Origin of the sequence: Mesorhizobium sp. M0140, from assembly GCF_040322475.1 — a bacterium.
Classification (GTDB): Bacteria; Pseudomonadota; Alphaproteobacteria; order Rhizobiales; family Rhizobiaceae; genus Mesorhizobium.
Genome location: NZ_JAMYTM010000058.1, coordinates 1 through 18,557, shown reverse-complemented (window position 1 = coordinate 18,557; position 18,557 = coordinate 1). Strand labels below are relative to the sequence as shown.

Here is an 18,557-nt window from a genome sequence, read left to right as displayed (position 1 = left end):
GCTGACGTAGATGTTAGCTACGGAGGCACGTTGGCCGCGTGACAGTGAGCTATGCTGGAGATTGGGGTGACGAGGCTGATCAAGCGTTCCAACAGTACCAGCCTGATCAATTACGGCGAGAGCTACCGGTCCGGAGATCGCATCAGCGCCTCTGTCGTCAAGAGAGCTGTTCTGCTTGACCCCAGCCATGGAGCTCAACGCCCCGCGTCGGAGCGCTCCCTGCTTCTGAAGGAAGCCACTAGGTCCGCTCGGGCTTGATCGGAGGCTTGGCTGATGGACGTCGTGGTTGCTTCGCTCAGTTGCCGCCCCATGGCGCGGCTTTGCGGATTATCAGTCCTCTGCCTCTTCGCCGGTCTCAACAGCGCTGTGTAATGTTCATTGTTTATGATGACGCCCCCGCTGTTCACGAGGTTGCTCCTGTCAAGTGTACTCGTCAGTCCGTCCTGGGCCTCGCGCTTCTTGCCCAAGTGCCGTTCAAACGGCGCTGGCGCGACTTGTTGAGCTCGAGAGATGGGTCCCTGCTCTCCTGCGTGGCCATGAGCTTGTGCCGCGGTCTGCGCAGCGGCGTCCCCAATGGCACGAGCCTCCATGCCGACTGCGTCTTCCGGACGAGCAGCAAGGGCAATTTCGCGCCCGAGTGCGAACTTCCGGACATGAGTTAGTGCACTGATTTCAGCGGTTTTCATATAGCGCTTGGCATCTTCATCCAGCGACCGCTCGTGAAGCCGATCCGCAATCCCCGGCTTTTTGTTTTCAACCAGGCATTGACTGAAACGTCTAAGAGCAGACCCATAGACCTCAACGGTACGGGGTTTCGGCCCGGTCGGCGCTGCCTCGTACGCTTTGATGAGAGCCGCTGTGTACTCTCTGATGAGCACGGCGTCGGCAGGGTGGGGATTCAGGGCAGGGCGGCCCACCACTGGCGCTCCGCCCGCCCACGTCTTGAGACGACCCAGTGACCCAGCCACGGCCGAGGGGCCGCCACCCCAGATCTCGTACTCCTTGCGATCCCGATCCAGCGACGAATCGTGAAGCCGATCCGCAATCCCCGGCTTGTTATTTTCAACGAGCCAATGACCAAAGCCGAAAAGAATATCTACATGGCGCTTGACCGTGATCTCCCCGACCTTACCGGCATAGAGTGCTGACCTCAGCCCTTCGACAAGGGTCGCATCGTTGGAATAAAGAGGACCCTTGTCGGGACCGGAGACCACTTTTGGGCGATCTGGCTGCACCGCCGCCGGCACAGAACGAGCATGGTCACGCAACTCGGACGGTGCGGGGGGATTCAGATCAACCACTGACGAATCCGGCGCATCATGATGGCGCGCCGTTGAGTGACCCGGCTGCAGCACCGAGGCACCCAGCATCGACCCACTGCCTCCGGCGTACGGCGCCGCGGCGTGTTCTTGTCCGCTCCCTTGCATCATGGGCTGCGCCTCCCATGGCAATGCACCCACTTGATGGGTGGGGGCCTGCATCAGCACGCGAGCGCCTGAATTGCCGATCTCGCTCAGCTGCGGCTCAGTGGCAACGTCCTGCAGACGACTGTTCGGGGTCCTTTGCCTCTTCGCTGGTCTCAACTCCGCTGTATCATGCTCACGGTTGATGAGGACCTCCTCGCTTGGTAGCTGGTTGCTCCTGTCCTGTGCAGCGATCCGCTCGTCCGGCGCGCGCTGGTCGCCGTCGCGCCAGTTCAGGGGACGAAAGGACCCTGCGGGATCCGAGGCTTGGTGATGGGGCCCAGTTGGCACGAAAGACGATGCCAGAACAGCGTCGTCTTCATTAGCTCTCCCAGGGGGGAGATACTCTGGCCAACTGTATTCCTTCTGCGGCCCGATGTGCTGCGCAGCGGCGTCCCCCTTGCTCTCAAGACTTTGAGATTTAAATGGGTCCCCGGGAGCAACGTCTGGCGCTGACTGGCCGAGCCGCTTGATCTGCTGGTGAAACGTCCCAACGGGGCTTTCCTTAACCGCGTCTCGGGCCTGTCGGTCCATGAGTTCAAAGTTCGTGAGATTATTTGCCGTTCCGAATGTATTGTCACCCCTGAGGCGGGTTTGTAGTGCCTGCCGATTGACGACGAGGTTGTTGAGGTTCAGGTTATCTGGCTGCGATTGCAATCGCCCAACCAGCGCCCGCGTGCCGTCCACCACGTAGACTCCGCAATCCACCACGTTGCTCTGCTGGGCGATGCGGGATACGCCCACGCGGGTCTCCAGGCTGGCGCCCAGATTTTCTGCGAGCTCTTTTGCAAGCGTGTCATTGCATCCGTTGTAGGAGTCATAATGATAGGCAACCGGCCGCTCCCGGTCGCTGCGATCAACGAACAGCAGCGACCAATGGGTGCCGCGCTCCGCAAGAGTCTTACCGCCATCGCTCACTGGCACGAACAGGAAGTCGGCTGTGTCGTTACCGTTCTGATTATGGACGATGCGCTGGAATGCGCTTAGCTTGTCGCTCTCGGAGCCCAAGCGCAGATGATAATTGGCTACGAGGGGATCCACGAACCGCGTCCGGGCGGCGAGATCTGGATTGTTCCCCTGCAACTCCTGCTCCAGGAGCTGGTAATCCCTCTGGATATGTTCGTCGCCTAGCCATTCCAATGCGCGGAGCACCCGCCCGTCTTTAGCTTTCCCAGGGGGCCTCTCTGGCCGACCCAATGCCTCCTGCGTCCCGCTGCGCTGCGCAGCGGCGTCCCCAATGGCACGAGCCTCCATGCCGACTGCGTCTTCCGGACGAGCAGCAAGGGCAATTTCGCGCCCGGGTGCGAACTTCCGGAGATGAGCTAGTGCACTGATCCTCCGGTTACCACCGGAGTTCACATAGCGCTTGGCATCTTCATCCAGCGACCCCTCGTGAAGCCGATCCGCAATCCCCGGCTTTTTGTTTTCATGCAGGTATTCACTGAAACGTATAAGAGTAGATCCATAGACCTGAATGGTACCGCGATTCGGCCCGGTCGCAGGCGCTTCTTTGTACTCTTTGATGAGAGCCGCTGTGTAATCTCTGATGAGCGCGGCGTCGGCAGGGTAGGGATTCCGGACAGGGCGGTCGACCACTGGCGCTCCGCCCGCCAACGTCTTGAGACGACCCAGTGCTCTAGCCACGATCGAGGGGCCACCCCTGCTCTCGTACTCCGAGGGGCCACCCCTGCTCTCGTACTCCTTGCGATCCTGATCCAGCGACGATTCGTCAAGCCGAGCAGCAAATCCCGGCCTGTTATTGTCAAAGAGCCAACGACCAAAGCCGAGAAGAGAATTTACATGGCGCTTGACCGTGCTCTCCTTGACCTTACCCGCGTAAGCTGACCTCAGCCCTTCGACAACGGTCGCATCGTTGGAATAGAGGGGACCCTTGTCGCGACCGGAGACCCCTATTGGAGGATCTGGCTGCACCGCCGCCGGCACAGAACGAGCATGGTCACGCAACTCGGACGGTGCGGGGGGATTCAGATCAACCACTGACGAATCCGGCGCATGATGATGGCGCGCCGTTGAGTGACCCGGCTGCAGCACCGAGGCACCCAGCATCGACCCACTGCCTCCGGCATACGGCGCCGCGGCGTGTTCTTGTCCGCTCCCTTGCATCATGGGCTGCGCTTCCCATGGCAATGCACCCACTTGATGGGTGGGGGCCTGCATCAGCACGCGAGCGCCTGAATTGCCGATCTCGCTCAGCTGCGGCTCAGTGGCAACGTCCTGCAGACGACTGTTCAGGGGCCTTTGCCTCTTCGCTGGTCTCAACTCCGCTGTATCATGCTCACGGTTGATGAGGACCTCCTCGCTTGATAGCTGGTTGCTCCTGTCCTGTGCAGCGATCCGCTCGTCCGGCGCGCGCTGGTCGCCGTCGCGCCAGATCAGGGGACGAAAGGACCCTGCGGGATCCGAGGCTTGGTGATGGGGCCCAGTTGGCACGAAAGACAATGGCAGAACAGCGTCGTCTTCATTAGCTTTCCCAGGGAGCTCGCGCCCGAGTTCGGACTTCCGGAGATGAGCTAGTGCACTGATCCCACCGGAGTTGTTATAGCGCTTGGCATCTTCATCCAGCGACCCCTCGTGAAGCCGATCCGCAATCCCCGGCTTTTTGTTTTCAACCAGGTATTCACTGAAACGTCTAGGAGCAGATCCATAGGTCTGAATGGTAGCGGGATTCGGCCCGGTCGACGCTGCCTTGTACTCTTTGATGGGAGCCGCTGTGTAATCTCTGATGAGCGCGGCGTCGGCAGGGTCGGGATTATTCAGGACAGCGGCGCGGTCCAGCACTGGCGCTCCGCCCGCCCACGTCTTGAGATGACCCACTGCTCTAGCCACGTCCGAGGAGCCACTCTTGCTCTCGTACTCCTTGAGATCCGGATCCAGCGACTCCTCGTGAAGCCGAGCAGCAAATCCCGGCCTGTTATTATCAAAGAGCCAACGACCAAAGCCGAGAAGAGAATTTACATGGCGCTTGACCGTGCTCTCCAATGCTGACCTCAGCCCTTCGACAATGGTCGCATCGTTGGAATAGAGAGGACCCTTGTCGCGACCGGAGACCCCTATTGGAGGATCTGGCTGCACCGCCGGCGGCACAGAACGAGCATGGTCACGCAACTCGGACGGTGCGGGGGGATTCAGATCAACCACTGACGAATCCGGCGCATCATGATGGCGCGCCGTTGAGTGACCCGGCTGCAGCACCGAGGCACCTAGCATCGACCCACTGTCTCCGGCGTAGGGCGCCGCGGCGTGTTCTTGTCCGCTCCCTTGCACCATGAGTTGCGCCTCCCATGGCGATGTATCCACTTGAGGGCCGGGATCATGCACTGGTTCGTCCATTTGCTTTTGCAACCGAGCCCACCTTTCGGCCACCGCGGCCTCGCCAACCGCGGAGGACGTCTCCTCAGCCCTGGCGAACGCTGGCCCGGCAGGCGCCGCCGGCACAGAACGAGCATGGTCACGCAACTCGAACGGTGCGGGGGGATTCAGATCAACCACTGACGAATCGCGCGCCGTTGAGTGACCCGGCTGCAGCACCGAGGCACCCAGCATCGACCCACTGCCTCCGGCGTAGGGCGCCGCGGCGTGTTCTTGTCCGCTCCCTTGCGTCATGAGTTGCGCCTCCCATGGCGATCGTAGAAGGTCCGCGTGCGGAATCGAGTCGAAATATCCCGACAAATCAGCGTCGACCTTCTGCTTTTGCAACCGAGCCCACCTTTCGGCCACCGCGGCCTCGCCAACCGCGGAGGGCGTCTCCCCAGCCCTGGCGAACGCTGGCCCGGCAGGCGCCGCCGGCACAGAACGAGCAGGGTCACGCAACTCGGACGGTGAGGGGGGATTCAGATCAACCACTGACGAATCCGGCGCATGATGATGGCGCGCCGTTGAGTGATCCGGCTGCAGCACCGAGGCACCCAGCATCGACCCACTGCCTCCGGCGTAGGGCGCCGCGGCGTGTTCTTGTCCGCTCCCTTGCACCATGAGTTGCGCCTCCCATGGCGATGTATCCACTTGAGGGCCGGGATCATGCACTGGTTCGTCCATTTGCTTTTGCAACCGAGCCCACCTTGCGGCCTCCGCGGCCTCGCCAACCGCGGAGGACGTCTCCTCAGCCCTGGCGAACGCTGGCCCGGCAGGCGCCGCCGGCACAGAACGAGCATGGTCACGCAACTCGAACGGTGCGAGGGGATTCAGATCAACCGCTGACGAATCCGGCGCATCATGATGGCGCGCCCTTGAGTGACCCGGCTGCAGCACCGAGGCACCCAGCATCGACCCACTGCCTCCGGTATGCGGTGCCAGGTGCTCGTCCCCCAGCATCATGGGCTGCGCCTCCCATGCCAATGCACCCACTTGATGGGTGGGGGCCTGCATCAGCACGCGAGCGCCTGAATTGCCGATCTCGCTCAGCTGCTTAGCTTTCCCAGGGAGCTTCTCTGGCCGACCCAATGCCTTCTGCGGCCCGCTGTGCTGCGCAGCGGCGTCCCCAATGGCACGAGCCTCCATGCCGACTGCGTCTTCCGGACGAGCAGCAAGGGCAATTTCGCGCCCGAGTGCGGCGTACGGCGGGAACTTCCGGAGATGAGCTAGTGCACTGATCCACCGGTTACCACTGGAGTCCAAATAACGCCTGGCATCTTCATCCAGCGACCCCTCGTAAAGCCGAGCCGCAATCCCCGGCCTGTTGTTTTCATGCAGGTATTGACTGAAACGTCTAAGAGTAGCCGCATAGTCCTGAGTGGTTTTGGGATTCGGCCCGGTCGCAGGCGCTCCCTTGTACTCTTTGATGAGAGCCGCTTTGTACTCTTTGATGAGCACGGCGTCGGCAGGGTCGGGATTCAGGGCAGCGCGGCCCACCATTGGCGCTCCGCCCGCCGACTCTTTGAGACGACCCAGTGCTCTAGCCACGTTCGAGGAGCCACTCTCGCGCTGGTACTCCTTGAGATCCTGATCCAGCAACGGATCGTCAAGCCGAGCAGCAAATCCCGGCTTGTTATTATCAAAGAGCCAACGACCAAAGCCGAGAAGAGAATTTACATGGTCCGTGACCGTGCGCTCCCCGACCTTACCGGCATAGAGTGCTGACCGCAGCCCTTCGACAACGGTCGCATCGTTGGAATAAAGAGGACGCTTGTCGCGACCGGAGACCACTACTGGAGGATCTGGCTGCACCGCCGCCGGCATAGAACGAGCATGGTCACGCAACTCGAACGGTGCGGGGGGATTCAGATCAACCACTGACGAATCCGGCGCATGATGATGGCGTGTTTCCCCGGGAACAACGTCCCGTACGAACACCGAGTCTGGGTTGCCTTGGTCCGGCGCGACTGGAGCCAGGGCTCTGTCGTGCAACGCTCGCGCTGACTGGCCGAGCCGCTTGATCCGCTGGTGAAACGTCCCAACGGGGCTTTCCTTAACCGCGTCTCGCGCCTGTCGGTCCATGAGTTCAAAGTTCGTGAGATAATTTGCCGTTCCAGATGTATCGTCACCCATGAGTCGGGTTTGTAGTGCCTGCCGATTGACGACGAGGTTGTTGAGGTTCAGGTCTGGCAGGTCTGGCTGCCATCTTTGCAATCGCCCAACCAGCGCCCGCGTGCCGTCCACCACGTAGACTCCGCAATCCCACTCGTTGCTCTGCTGGGCGATGCGGGGTAAGTCCACGCGGGTCTCCAGGCTGGCGCCCAGCCTTTCTGCGAGGTGTTTTGCAAGCTTGTCATGCCATCCGCTGACGGAGTCATAATGATAGGCAACCGGCCGTTCCCGGTCGCTGCGATCAACGAACAGCAGCGACCAATGTTTGCCGCGCTCCGCAAGAGTCTTACCGCCATCGCTCACTGGCACGAACAGGAAGTCGGCTGTGTCGTTACCGTTCTGATTATGGACGATGCGCTGGAATGCGCTTAGCTTGTCGCTCTCGGAGCCCAAGCGCAGATGATAATTGGCTACGAGGGGATCCACGAACCGCGTCCGGGCGGCGAGTTCTGGATTGTTCCCCTGCAACTCCTGCTCCAGGAGCTGGTAATCCCTGTGGATATGTTCGTCGCCTAGCAATTGCAATGCGCCGAGCACCCGCCCGCTGGGGTCGCCGAAAACACCAAAAAACCCTTCGACCGCGGGGGACATCCCCTCAGGAAAGAGCTCTGGCGAGGCGGAATTCCCCGCCCGCAAGCTGGGAGGAGCGAATTCCGGTGGCCTCAGTGGCACCTCCTCGCTTGGTAGCAGGTTGCTCCTGTCCTGTGCAGCGATCCGCTCGTCCGGCGCACGCTGGTCGCCGTCGCGCCAGATCAGGGGACGAAAGGACTCTGCGGGATCCGAGGCTTGGTGATGGTGCCCAGTTGGTACGAAAGACGATGGCAGAACAGCGGCGTCTTCATTAGCTTCCCCAGGGAGCTTCTCTGGCCGACCCAATGCCTTCTGCGGCCCGCTGTGCTGCGCAGCGGCGTCCCCAATGGCACGAGCCTCCATGCCGAGTGCGTCTTCCGGACGAGCAGCAAGGGCAATTTCGCGCCCGAGTGCGGCGGACGGCAGGAACTTCCGGAGTTGAGCTAGTGCAATGATCCTCCGGTCACCACTGGAGGCCTTATAGCGCTTGGCATCTTCATCCAGCGACTCCTCGTAAAGCCGAGCCGCAATCCCCGGCTTGTTGTTTTCAACCAGGTATTCACTGAAACGTCTAAGAGTAGCTCCATAGTCGTGAATGGTTTGGCGATTCGGCCCGGTCGCAGGCGCTCCCTTGTACTCTTTGATGAGAGCCGCTTTGTACTCTTTGATGAGCACGGCGTCGGCAGGGTCGGGATTCAGGACAGCGCGGCCCACCATTGGCACTCCGCCCGCCGACTCTCTGAGACGACGCAGTGCCACAGCCACAGTCGAGGAGCCACCACTGCTCTCGTACTCCTTGAGATCTTCATCCAGCGACTCCTCGTGAAGCCGAGCAGCAAATCCCGGCTTGTTATTTTTAAAGAGCCAACGACCAAAGCCGTAAAGAGAATTTACATGGCGCTTGACCGTTTCCTCCTTGGCCTTACCCGCGTAGAGTGACCTCAGCCCTTCGACAACGGTCGCATCGTTGGAATAAAGAGGACGCTTGCAGCCGCGACCGTCGGAGACCACTATTGGAGGATCTGGCTGCACCGCCGCCGGCACGGGGGAACGAGCATGGTCACGCAACTCGAACGGTGCGGAAGGATTCAGATCACCCACTGACGAATCCGGCGCATGATGATGGCGCGCCGTTGAGTGACCCGGCTGCAGCACCGAGGCACCTAGCATCGACCCACTGCCTCCGGCGTACGGCGCCGCGGCGTGTTCTTGTCCGCTCCCTTGCATCATGGGCTGCGCTTCCCATGGGGCCGCGCCTTCGATGAGGCTCAGGTCTCCGTGAGACGGATGAGGATGGAACGGGTCTGGCAGAGCCGGAACGCCGGGGGCGGGAATTTGGGCAGCGGCTTGGCGCGCCTCGCCCGAGCGCTGCTCAAAGCCCTCTTGCCCGGCCTGTGCCGCTTGCTCTTGAGATGCCGGGGGCTGCACCTGCCGCCAACCTGTTACATTGGATAGGTCAAATTTGTGCCGGTTCACGTTAGCCTCACGTCCACAGATCAGCTGAGCAACCTACTCGGGCATACTTACGAGAAGCTGACGAGGTCCGCGGTCCCGGAGCGGGTAGGCCTAATTTTCTGCGCGCCGATTGCGCTGGCGCGACGTAGCCCGGCCTTTTGCCAGCTCGGCAGCTACGGCTCGCAAAGAGCGTCGTAAGGCTTGCGGAGCCGCCCCTCAGCTCCCGTCGAGGAGCAATCCACAATTCACATATTTGGAGATGGCTCGCTGGTTTACCGGTCTGCGAGCCCTGCAAGCCCATGCTTCAGATGCCGCCCGTGCAGAGGTATTTCATTTCGAGGTAGTCCTCGAGGCAATGGCGGGAACCCTCCCGCCCGATGCCGGACTGCTTCACTCGGCCGAAAGGCGCGGCTTCCGACGACATGCGTCCCGTGTTCATACCACTATGCCATATTCCAAGGCCTCGGCGACACGCCAAACACGCTTCCGTTTGAGGCACAAATGTGGGGGAAGGCCGTAGATCGTGTCGTTGGCCTCATGCACGACCTATCCGCATCGTCGAAGCAATCACAGCCGCCAGCCGCCCGAATGTCTCTTTCTTGCGCGATGGTCATCTCGCTGGAGACAGGACCGATAGTTCGACGTGCCATTCGCGCGATGCGTTTGCCCCCGCATCGAATTCTGCGGCCTTTCGCGACGGCATGGGATTCGATTTTGGCCAGAGCCTGCCTGTCGATCAGCGCACCGATCGCCACTCCGGAGCAAAGCCCTCGCCAACGATAAGTGGCGGACTTTCTCCACGAACTCTCGACAAACACCTTCGTGAACGCCTGACTGGACGGGGGTAGCCATGCCGAACAGGTCGCATAACCACGCCATCGTTCGGCGACTGCAGCCGCGAAGCGTCTCGAACACATCGGCTCGATGCGGTTGCGTCCAGAATGCATCAGCGAGCGGCGGGAGTCTTCGCTATATTCGCCCCCGACATCCCGAAGTCCACCAGCTTGCCTGCCAAAAAGGGGTGTTGCATGAATAAACCCGCTTTCGTCGCCGTCAGCCGCGTGCCCAGGAAGGACGACAGTCTCCATAGCAAGAATGCGAGATGATCATCGTATTCAGCGGCAGCGTGCCGGCGAAATTGGGTGTTCGGCAAGCCAAATAGCGCGATGCAGAAGGATGGTGAGGATTTCGCGTCCGCCACTGCGATGCATAGAGCCACCCTTCGCAACCGACCAGCGCAACAAAGCTCGTTATGCGGCGCGTAGGTTCGTAGACGCTTATCCAGTATCGAGATAACAAGGCCGCTGCGCAGGAACGAACTCTGAGAGCGCACCCTGCGAGAGGTTGCGCTTGCTGACGCGGCTGTGGAAGAAGCAGGGGCTCGCGCCGAAGCGCATGATCACCGACTAGCTTCGCTCGTATGGAGCGGCAAAGCGACAGATGATGCCGGACGTCGAGCACCGGTCGCACAAGGGATTGAACAACAGAGCGGAGAAATCCCATGTGCCGCCGCGAAAACGGGAGCGGATGATGCAGGGGTCCGATCGCCGGGAGGCCTGCAACGCTTCGTCTCGACCTTGTCAGCCCTCCGCAACCTCTTCGTCCCCCGCCCCAAACGTTCTGCTCTCGCCATACATGTTCATCGCTTGCAAGCCACCGCCGAATGGAAGGCCGTGACTGGAACGCCCGCAACGATGGATTGCTAACGGCGAACTCATGCTGGTCGGCAAGGCGATACTGGCTGGAGCATCAACTCGGCCGACGAGAGTGGCCACACCATCCTAGACAGGATCGGCCGATATGCCCGGCATCGCCGCTCTGCAAAAAGCACAGCGGGCATCCAGACGTTGCCGGGTTGACTATGGGTGTCCGAACCGCGAAAAGAGGCCGCTCTTTATGAGTGCCGTGCGCTGGCAGTCTAACCCCAAGCCCCCCGCCCGGGCTGCCGGCGCGCTTCTAGGAACATCGAGGTAGATGACGAGACTCCGAACTACATTTCCAAAGCTATCGGTGGATTCACATTTCAAGCCCAATCGATTTCCTACAGCCAGGCGCGAACGTTCGATTGGAACGTTCAGAATTCACATCAAGGTGCACCGCTGTTGCGTCCCGAACAGGTGCGGCTGCTCAATGACGAGTACGAAATCGTTCTCATCAAGGTCTGCCACCATTAAAATTGAGGAAGGTGCGATATTTTTCGGATCGCATTCTGAAACGCATCTTTGAAAGCCAGACAGGCGCCCTCCCGGAGCCGGCGCCCTTGACGGGAGCAGAGGAGGCGCTCTCCGCAGAATCTCAACTCGATGACCCGCTGTGTGAATTGGCGCAGGACTTTGACGATACAGTTTGATGTGAGGCTAGTATGAACCCGCGAAATAGTAATCCATCCCGTGTAACAGCTTTGTCGCAGGTGCAGGACGCCGGCTTGGAAGACGGGCAAGCGGTCCAGGCCCGGCGAGTGGGCTTTGAGCAGCACGTGTCCGAGGCGCTCCGGCCGCTGTTCGATGGTCGAGCTGACGAGCCGCCTACCGGTCCAGAGGAGCTTCTGCGACTGGAACAAGGGTTTCGCGAGGTGCTTCAGCGAGGGCAGGATCATCAAGCCGCCTCGTCTTTTTTCAGCGATCCAAGGATGCCCGCTGGACGGGATGACCCCAAGGGAAGCGTGTCGGACGCTTTCGCAGCAGCCGGCTCTAGGCACGCCGGAGTCGAGGCCGCCGCCCCGCCAGTGTTAGCTGCCAGCCAACAGCAGATCCGGCCCTCGCCAGTTGCGTTTGACCGGCCGGTATCATCCTCGGCTGCTGCAGGCGTGCGCTTGTATGCCCCTTCGATGATCTCTCGGAAGACCAGTTCCGAAAACTGCGATCAGTTGCCCGCCTTGTGCTGCCGCCTCGCCGTCGAGGTCGAAACGCCCGCGAATCAATGGAAGGTCAGCGGGCCATGGGGGCAGAGTGCAACGGCGTCTACACCGCCTATTTGAGGGGAGAGGTACACTTGGCTTTCCTGTTCCAGCAGCATCCGGCCGCACACCGACGCGATGGGGAGCTAGAATTCAAATCGGATCTTCGCAAGGCACGCACCGCGGATCAAACGCCGTTCGTTTGGGAAAAATGGCTCAGTACCGACAAAGCTTCTGTAATGGCCCTAGTGGCCTCGGTCGCGCTCTTGGTCGCGATACAGTGGCAAGACCCCCAGATCAACGAGGCGGTCCTAAGCGAACTGCGGACGATTCAGATCAACTACGCATTGCTCCAGCGAGACGTCGCCCGCGCCGACATGGTATTGGACTTCCGTTCCGTGGCTTCTACCGGGCAAGCATTAAAAAGGAACCTTCAAAACTACCAACGCCTTGTTGAGATTTCGCCCAATGAGAGCTCCGGGGTGCACTCCAGGTTGGTTGCACAGCTCAAAAATTCCCTCGAAAACACAGAAGCTGCAATCTCGGCCTCGGCTGCGCAAAATGAGCTTCTGCAAAGCTCTCTCGTACGCTTTGCTCGCTCGGCTAATCGCCTTCGGGGGGGAGTGTCGAACAGGCCTGAATTTTCCAATCTGATCCTTCAATTTTCGGCCAGACCGGGATTCAGCCTCGCATTACAAATCGATCAGTCTCTCCGCCGACTTCCTCCTAGCCAGGACCAAGTCACGGAGGATGTTGCCCGCGAGGGCCGCGCTATCCTGTCCTCAATGTTGAGGTTGGACCGCGCTGTCAATCGGATCCCATCCTTCGACACGTTCGCCAAGGCTGCCGAATTGGAGCGAGAACATCTGAAAGCCTACAGCTTCGCCAGCGCGCAAGCGCAGCGTACACGACTTTTCTTTGGCTTGGTGTCCATATGCCTCTGCTTGTTTGCGACCATTCGAGCCTCCACGCTGCATGTGCGGACGAACCGGTTGGAAAGGCGGTTAGAGCTTGAAGCGGCGATGAGTGAGATCGAAGCTTGTTTCATCGACAGTCAAGCAACGAAGGCTTCGCGGCGCTTCTCCACCGAAGCAGCGCTTAGACTCATTCAATGCGTTTTCGATGCCGATCAATGCGCGCTTGCTCTGGTGGATCCGAGTATCAGCAGGAATACCGAGTACTTTGTCGCGAACAAGCGCATGCGCGTCTGGAACGCCACGCTAATCCATGAAGTCGTCTCACTTGTACACCCGGAACAGCCAGTGTTTCGCGTCGTTCCGGCGTCGGAAGTGGTTCGGACTGCCGTAGGCACTACCGGTGTTTGTCAAATTGTTGGTTGCAGGGCCTCCGATCAGCAGGCTGCGGTTTGTATCCTTGTTTTTGAAGGAGATCGCTCACCACCCTCCACAGACGACCTCCTGGTTCTGGCGAGCGCTACTGTGCGTTTAGGCAACCATCTTGAAATGCAACGTGTACACACGGAACGTAACCTTTTTGAGAGTCGATGGGAGCATGCGGAAAGGCTGACGGCTGTCGGCACAATCGCAAGCGGCGTTACACATGAATTCAATAATGTTCTAGGAGCAATAGTCGGCTACGCAGAGATGGCTAAAGGTCTTGTGCGTCGCCCCTCGAGAATTCGGGGCCACATCGGCCAAATTATCTTGGCCAGCAACCGAGCCAAACTGATTATTGATCAAATTTTGTCACTAAGCCGAAATCGGAAGCGCGTGACGATGCCTTTCGACGTCTCGGAGAGTGTAATGGATCTCGCGCCATTGCTGCGGGTTACACTTCGTGCGGATGTTCAGTTGAACTTCAAGATCAACGAGTGGCAAACGGTGATCGAGGGCAGCCCGACCGAGATACAGCAGATCCTTATGAATCTATGCAAGAACGCGTCGGAGGCTCTCTTGAATCAGGGCCGTGTCGAGATTAGCGTTTCTCGCGCTCGCGTCTGTCAAACGAAGCCCGTGGCTAAGGGCACCTTGAAACCGGGAGATTACGTTCTCCTCTCCATCAGCGACGATGGCCAAGGAATCGCAAGTTCGGTGCTTCCGCATATCTTTGAGCCCTTTTTTACCACGCGCTCTCGCGTCGGCGGGACCGGACTGGGTCTTGCTGCAGTGGACCGCCATGTGAGCGCGCTCGCAGGATGCCTTGACGTCACCTCGGCTGTTGGCCGAGGTACACGCTTCGATCTCTACTTACCGGCCTGCGCTGAGGAGCAGGTCAGAGCTGATAGCGCTTTCGGCCCATGCGATGGATCACTTGGCAACGGAGAAATCATTGCAGTCGTTGACCCCGATCCAGCAGCGTTGGAGATCTACAAGGATAAGATCGCCGCGCTGGGTTATAAGCCGGTCGGCTTCGCGACCTTCGAGAGTCTTTGCGACTGGATCGAGAGCGGGAAGGCAGCCGACCTCCTAATTTTCGATAAAGCGACTTTCCTCGGGCCAGGACAGCCCGAAGCCGTACGTACCACCCTGATGACGGTGCCCATCATCGTCGTTGGTGGAAGCGACCCCATGCCGATCACATCTGGTAATCAGACCTTCGTCCTTTGGCTAGCCAAACCGGTCTCGTCCAGGACGATGGAGCATGCAATTCGTAGGATGATAATGGCATGATGCCGCCGACGCGCTCAGGATACCGAGCTACCGAGGCAGTCGGAGGCGGAGCCGGCTGGGATCCGGCAAATACAAGAGCGTCGGACGATCTCTGCGCACCCGGCTCATGGCGAGTTCCCCTCGAACACTGTCGTCGGCTTCCGCTCAAGGAAGGCTCCCCGACCAAGGCAAACCTGCCGCCGTGCTCGTGACCGTCAAGGACAAGTCGCCGCGCGATGAGGTCTGCGGGCCTCCATCCTTGACAAGTCACTGCGCGCTGGCGGCCACAGGCGACGGGTAATATAAGGTCGGGACGAGGAGATGGTCGCCAATCGGTCACGCAAGATGGTTGACGAAAATGACTCGAGAGCAAAGCTTGACAATCATCGCCCCATTCACGCCAGACTTCTCCTGTGCGTTCATCATCGGCTACGGCTCCTCGCTGCCCCGACAAGGCTATCGCCGCCCGGCCGGGCAAGCGATATCCAAGGTTCCGACGTGTTCCTTTCATGCTAGATTGACCTAGGCCCCGGCAGGGCGGGAGCATGAGGCTGGGTTCTCGGTCGCGGATCTGTGAGGCAAGCACGGGGTAAGCGACGGCTCGACCCACCATTGGGAAGGCCGGCTTCGGCACGGAGGTGCGGCCTCGGCGTTGAGAGGCATCGGATCGGGTGTAGCAGGACTTTCGAACTAACTGCCGACAACACACTGGATAGGCTGTTCTCGTCGTTCGGTCCAGTTCACCAACGCCTATGTCGACATTTTACGGCGCTTCACTACTAACCGGGCACCGCACGATGGCAGCTCGTTCTCTCCGGCAAAAGATACCCCCTGTGTTAGCTTCCGTGTGTCTGCTTGCCCTCACCTGCGGGATACGTAAGGCCATCCCTAAAAGCATCGAATGCGGCAGCGACAGCGCGAATCCCAAAGCGATGCTCCCGCCGTACGCGGACAAAACCGTTTTCGAAGTCCACTATTCCGTCCTTGGCCAGCATCGCCAAACGCTCCTGTGAACCGCGAAGACGGATCGGATCAGATCCGTGGGCGACACAGATTGCCGGCACGTCAGCCTCGAAATCGCACATTAATCGCTCGATAATTGCGGCTCGCACGCGGTCGTCGTCTGTGAGGCGATGGCCCTTCGATGTAGCCAGTCGGCCAGCTGCGATGTGCTGGATGTAGGAATCCCGTGTAACTTCGTTTTGAACGTATCCCTGGCCGGTGCGGCCGATAGCCGACGCGCCGAAACCGATCAGGGTTCTGCAGGTATCGGCAGAGTAGCCCAACGAGTTACGTCGCAGGCGACCGGTTTCCTGTGCCAGCGCGAGCTCGTCGTGCGGCAAGGCGAAAAGGTCGAGCCCGATCTCCCGGTAGCCGGCGGCAACCAGCGTCACGGCGACAGCCGCATGCTGTTCAGCGCGGGCAGCGCTGGCAAGCCGGTCGGGGCGCATGGCGACCGCTGCCCTCGCCGTCTCGACCCACGACACCACCGTTTGACGCGGCAGGCGTCCCATGGTGATAACAAACCACCTTGCCGCTGAGCTCGCCTGTGTCTTTGCGTTATGCCAGTCCGTTCCGCTTAGATGTCTTGGCTGTTCCCGCCGAGACCTCACGCGCACCGTTTTGTTCCCACCATCCCTCCCCGTCAGCTCCGCCTGGGAAATTCTGCCAGCTTGCCGGATCCGACGAGATAATGCAGCGCTGGGACGGACTTTGCTCGCCAGCTAGCGACCGTGGTGATCTCTGCCAAAAGGACGAGGCCATGAACGCGATCGGCGCTAACGGTGGGCGTTTGTATAAGCCTTGGGGTGGGAACTGGGCCTTCTATGCTGGCGCCACATACAAGCTCAACGAGACAACTTCGTTCTACCTTCGGCTCTCCCGGTGACCAGCTCTCAGTAGCGTCGCGGCAAACGTTGCCTATGGGCTTCTTTTCGATTTCACAGCTACGGCGACTCCAAACTCAGCAGTCGGCAAGATGGAAGCTTCCAACGGGAACTGCCCAATGCGAACAAGAAGAGCAGTGTCGGCAGTAATCCTGCGCTTCGAACGCTCATCCTAACGCCGTGAAGCGTTGAGCTCCGAGGTTGGGCAGACCAAGCCCGCAACACGCTCCAAGAGAACGGCGCATAGAAGCCATACGAGATTGCAGCCTAGCCTTCGGGGCCGGACGTTTTTTCATATCAGACCGGTGGGGATGAAGCCTGCCATCCAGCACCCGGTCAGTTTCAGGTCAAACTTGAACTCCCAGTCGGGTCAGAACGCGATCAACTGGCAGTCCGACGCACTTAAAAATGACAAATGGATCGCCTGCTTTTGGGCCATCCATGGGGAATTCGGGCGCGAGAGAACAAGCTCACACAGCATAAGCGAAGCTCCAGGCGAATCTTGCGCTGGCCGAGGCAGAACCATGTTTAAAGCTGCCTGTTTTCCACCTCGAACCTGTCTGAGTCCGGCCGATCGTCATAGATCGGCCAAAGCATCGGCCAGATGGCTCCCCCAATTACGGTTTGTGCATAGTTGTCAGTACGATAGGCCTGCCGAACATCGGCCATGATCATCATCGGCAGCATCGATTTGTGTCCAAGCCTGGCGACGTCGGCTGTTTTGGGCAAAAGCCTGCACTCGCGTACCGCAGCCAACCTCGCCCATCTCGTGCGCATCATGAACACCTACTACAGCAACCTGATCGAAGGCCACGATACGCGCCCGCGCGACATCGAACGGGCGCTGGTCGGAATTTCGATCGAGACGAGAACCGCCGCAATCTGCAGCTCGAGGCGGCCGCGCACGTTCGCGTGCAAGCCGAGATCGACCGCCTGGCTGCCGATGGGCAGTTGCCGGAACCGGCATCGGTAGGTTTTGTTCGATGGCTGCACGCGGAATTCTATCGCGATGCCGAAGCGCCCATGCTGACCATCAAGGGTGCCGGCCGTGAGTTCGTCATGGCGCCAGGTGAGTGGCGATCGAAGCCAGAGCATGACGTCGCCATCGGCCGGCATGAACCGCCTTCGAGCGATCGCGTCAATGCAATACTTTGCCATGCGTTATCGCTTCGATAAGCTGGGCAAGGCCGGACGCATCCTGACCATTCCTGCCGCGCATCACCGCTTCAACTACATTCATCCGTTTCCGGACGGCAACGGACGCGTCAGCCGATTGATGAGCCACGCCATGGCCCTCAGGCCGGGGTCGCCGCGCACGGGCTGTGGTCGATCTCACGAGGCTTGGCACGTGGCGTGAAAAGCCGAACGGATTACAAGAGCATGATGGATCATGCCGATATGCCCCGCCAGGGTGATCTCGACGGACGTGGCAACCTCTCCGAACGCGCACTCGGCGATTTTACCTTATGGTTCCTGCAGGCGTGTATCGATCAGGTGAGCTTCATGACCGGACTGTTCGATCTCGACACGTTGGCCAAGCGGCTGTATCGGCATGTGGAGCGCAGTGGTCTGAAGCCCGAAGCCGGCCGCCTCGTGGAGGAAGCGCTCACGCGCGGTGAGTTTGACCGCGGCGAGGCATCCCGTATTAGCGGACTACCCGAACGTACGGCGCGTCGAGTGTTCAATGACGTAATCGCGCTCGGACTATTGGCGTCGGAAACGCCAAAGGGCCCAGTGTCCCTACGCTTTCCGGCGGACGCTCTGGACGCGCTGTTTCCGAAGCTTTTTCCGGAAACGTAAGAGCATAGGGCGCTCACGATCTTAGGTCACTTCTCCTCGGAACCGGAAAGATTTTCACCGGATCACCCGCGGGTTCGTCATTCCGCGTTCTGAGACACGGGAAAAGCCGGCGCACTAGAGCCGAGGCCGCCGATGCAGACATATTTGGTGTCGAGGTAATCCTCGATGCCCTGATGTCCGCCTTCCTTGCCAAGGCCGGATTCCTTGACGCCGCCGAACGGCGCCTCCGGCGTGGTGATGAGGCCTTCGTTGACGCCGACCATGCCGTATTTCAGCCCTTCCATGACGCGGAAGGCGCGGCCGAGATCGCCGGTGTAGAAATAGCAGGCGAGGC

At 60.0% G+C, this 18,557-nt stretch carries 8 protein-coding genes and 3 pseudogenes; 5 read left to right on the top strand and 6 right to left on the bottom strand.

Annotated elements, in window-relative coordinates:
* Positions 1-194: 194 nt before the first annotated feature.
* Positions 195-9,053, bottom strand: a complete 8,859-nt coding sequence (locus NKJ37_RS31215) for a Ulp1 family isopeptidase (RefSeq protein ID WP_352776364.1) — start codon at positions 9,051-9,053, stop codon at positions 195-197.
* 283 nt (positions 9,054-9,336) lie between these two features.
* Positions 9,337-9,471 (bottom strand): aldehyde dehydrogenase family protein, encoded by a 135-nt coding sequence (locus NKJ37_RS31210; protein WP_023671820.1) that lies wholly within the window; start codon positions 9,469-9,471, stop codon positions 9,337-9,339.
* A 908-nt stretch (positions 9,472-10,379) separates the two neighbouring features.
* On the opposite strand from NKJ37_RS31210, the pseudogene NKJ37_RS31205 reads away from it, so the two are divergent.
* The 3 genes and pseudogenes from NKJ37_RS31205 to NKJ37_RS31195 form a co-directional block, all read left to right on the top strand.
* A pseudogene (locus tag NKJ37_RS31205) lies at positions 10,380-10,738 on the top strand (DDE-type integrase/transposase/recombinase); the annotation flags it as partial.
* Between the two features lie 267 nt (positions 10,739-11,005).
* Positions 11,006-11,382, top strand: a pseudogene (locus NKJ37_RS31200) (type IV secretory system conjugative DNA transfer family protein); the annotation flags it as partial.
* Positions 11,383-12,023: 641 nt separating this feature from the next.
* Positions 12,024-14,558: a two-component system VirA-like sensor kinase gene (locus NKJ37_RS31195; RefSeq protein WP_352776362.1), complete on the top strand. Its 2,535-nt coding sequence runs from the start codon at positions 12,024-12,026 to the stop codon at positions 14,556-14,558.
* A gap of 815 nt (positions 14,559-15,373) precedes the next feature.
* Here NKJ37_RS31195 and NKJ37_RS31190 read toward each other — a convergent pair.
* From NKJ37_RS31190 to NKJ37_RS31180, 3 genes and pseudogenes are all read right to left on the bottom strand, one after another.
* Positions 15,374-16,042 (bottom strand): annotated as a pseudogene (locus tag NKJ37_RS31190) (oxygen-independent coproporphyrinogen III oxidase); the annotation flags it as partial.
* A gap of 909 nt (positions 16,043-16,951) precedes the next feature.
* A complete protein-coding gene (locus NKJ37_RS31185) occupies positions 16,952-17,110 on the bottom strand; it encodes a hypothetical protein (protein WP_023679701.1) in 159 nt (52 codons plus the stop codon).
* Between the two features lie 102 nt (positions 17,111-17,212).
* Positions 17,213-17,539 (bottom strand): hypothetical protein, encoded by a 327-nt coding sequence (locus NKJ37_RS31180; protein WP_352776361.1) that lies wholly within the window; start codon positions 17,537-17,539, stop codon positions 17,213-17,215.
* Positions 17,540-17,564: 25 nt separating this feature from the next.
* Here NKJ37_RS31180 and NKJ37_RS31175 point away from each other — a divergent pair, with 25 nt between their 5' ends.
* Positions 17,565-17,780, top strand: coding sequence for a Fic family protein (locus NKJ37_RS31175; RefSeq protein ID WP_352776360.1), 216 nt, complete (start codon positions 17,565-17,567; stop codon positions 17,778-17,780).
* A 23-nt stretch (positions 17,781-17,803) separates the two neighbouring features.
* Positions 17,804-18,223 (top strand): Fic family protein, encoded by a 420-nt coding sequence (locus tag NKJ37_RS31170; RefSeq protein ID WP_023737287.1) that lies wholly within the window; start codon positions 17,804-17,806, stop codon positions 18,221-18,223.
* A gap of 77 nt (positions 18,224-18,300) precedes the next feature.
* Here the strand turns inward: NKJ37_RS31170 and NKJ37_RS31165 are convergent.
* The coding region (locus NKJ37_RS31165; protein ID WP_352443271.1) for an aldehyde dehydrogenase family protein at positions 18,301-18,557 on the bottom strand (257 nt) is incomplete at its 5' end.

Coding starts and splice junctions, on each gene's coding strand:
- NKJ37_RS31180 (WP_352776361.1), bottom strand. CDS start 17,539: ATGCCGGCCGATGGCGACGTCATGCTCTGGCTTCGATCGCCACTCACC.
- NKJ37_RS31170 (WP_023737287.1), top strand. CDS start 17,804: ATGATGGATCATGCCGATATGCCCCGCCAGGGTGATCTCGACGGACGT.
- NKJ37_RS31185 (WP_023679701.1), bottom strand. CDS start 17,110: ATGCTGCCGATGATGATCATGGCCGATGTTCGGCAGGCCTATCGTACT.
- NKJ37_RS31175 (WP_352776360.1), top strand. CDS start 17,565: ATGCAATACTTTGCCATGCGTTATCGCTTCGATAAGCTGGGCAAGGCC.
- NKJ37_RS31210 (WP_023671820.1), bottom strand. CDS start 9,471: ATGAACACGGGACGCATGTCGTCGGAAGCCGCGCCTTTCGGCCGAGTG.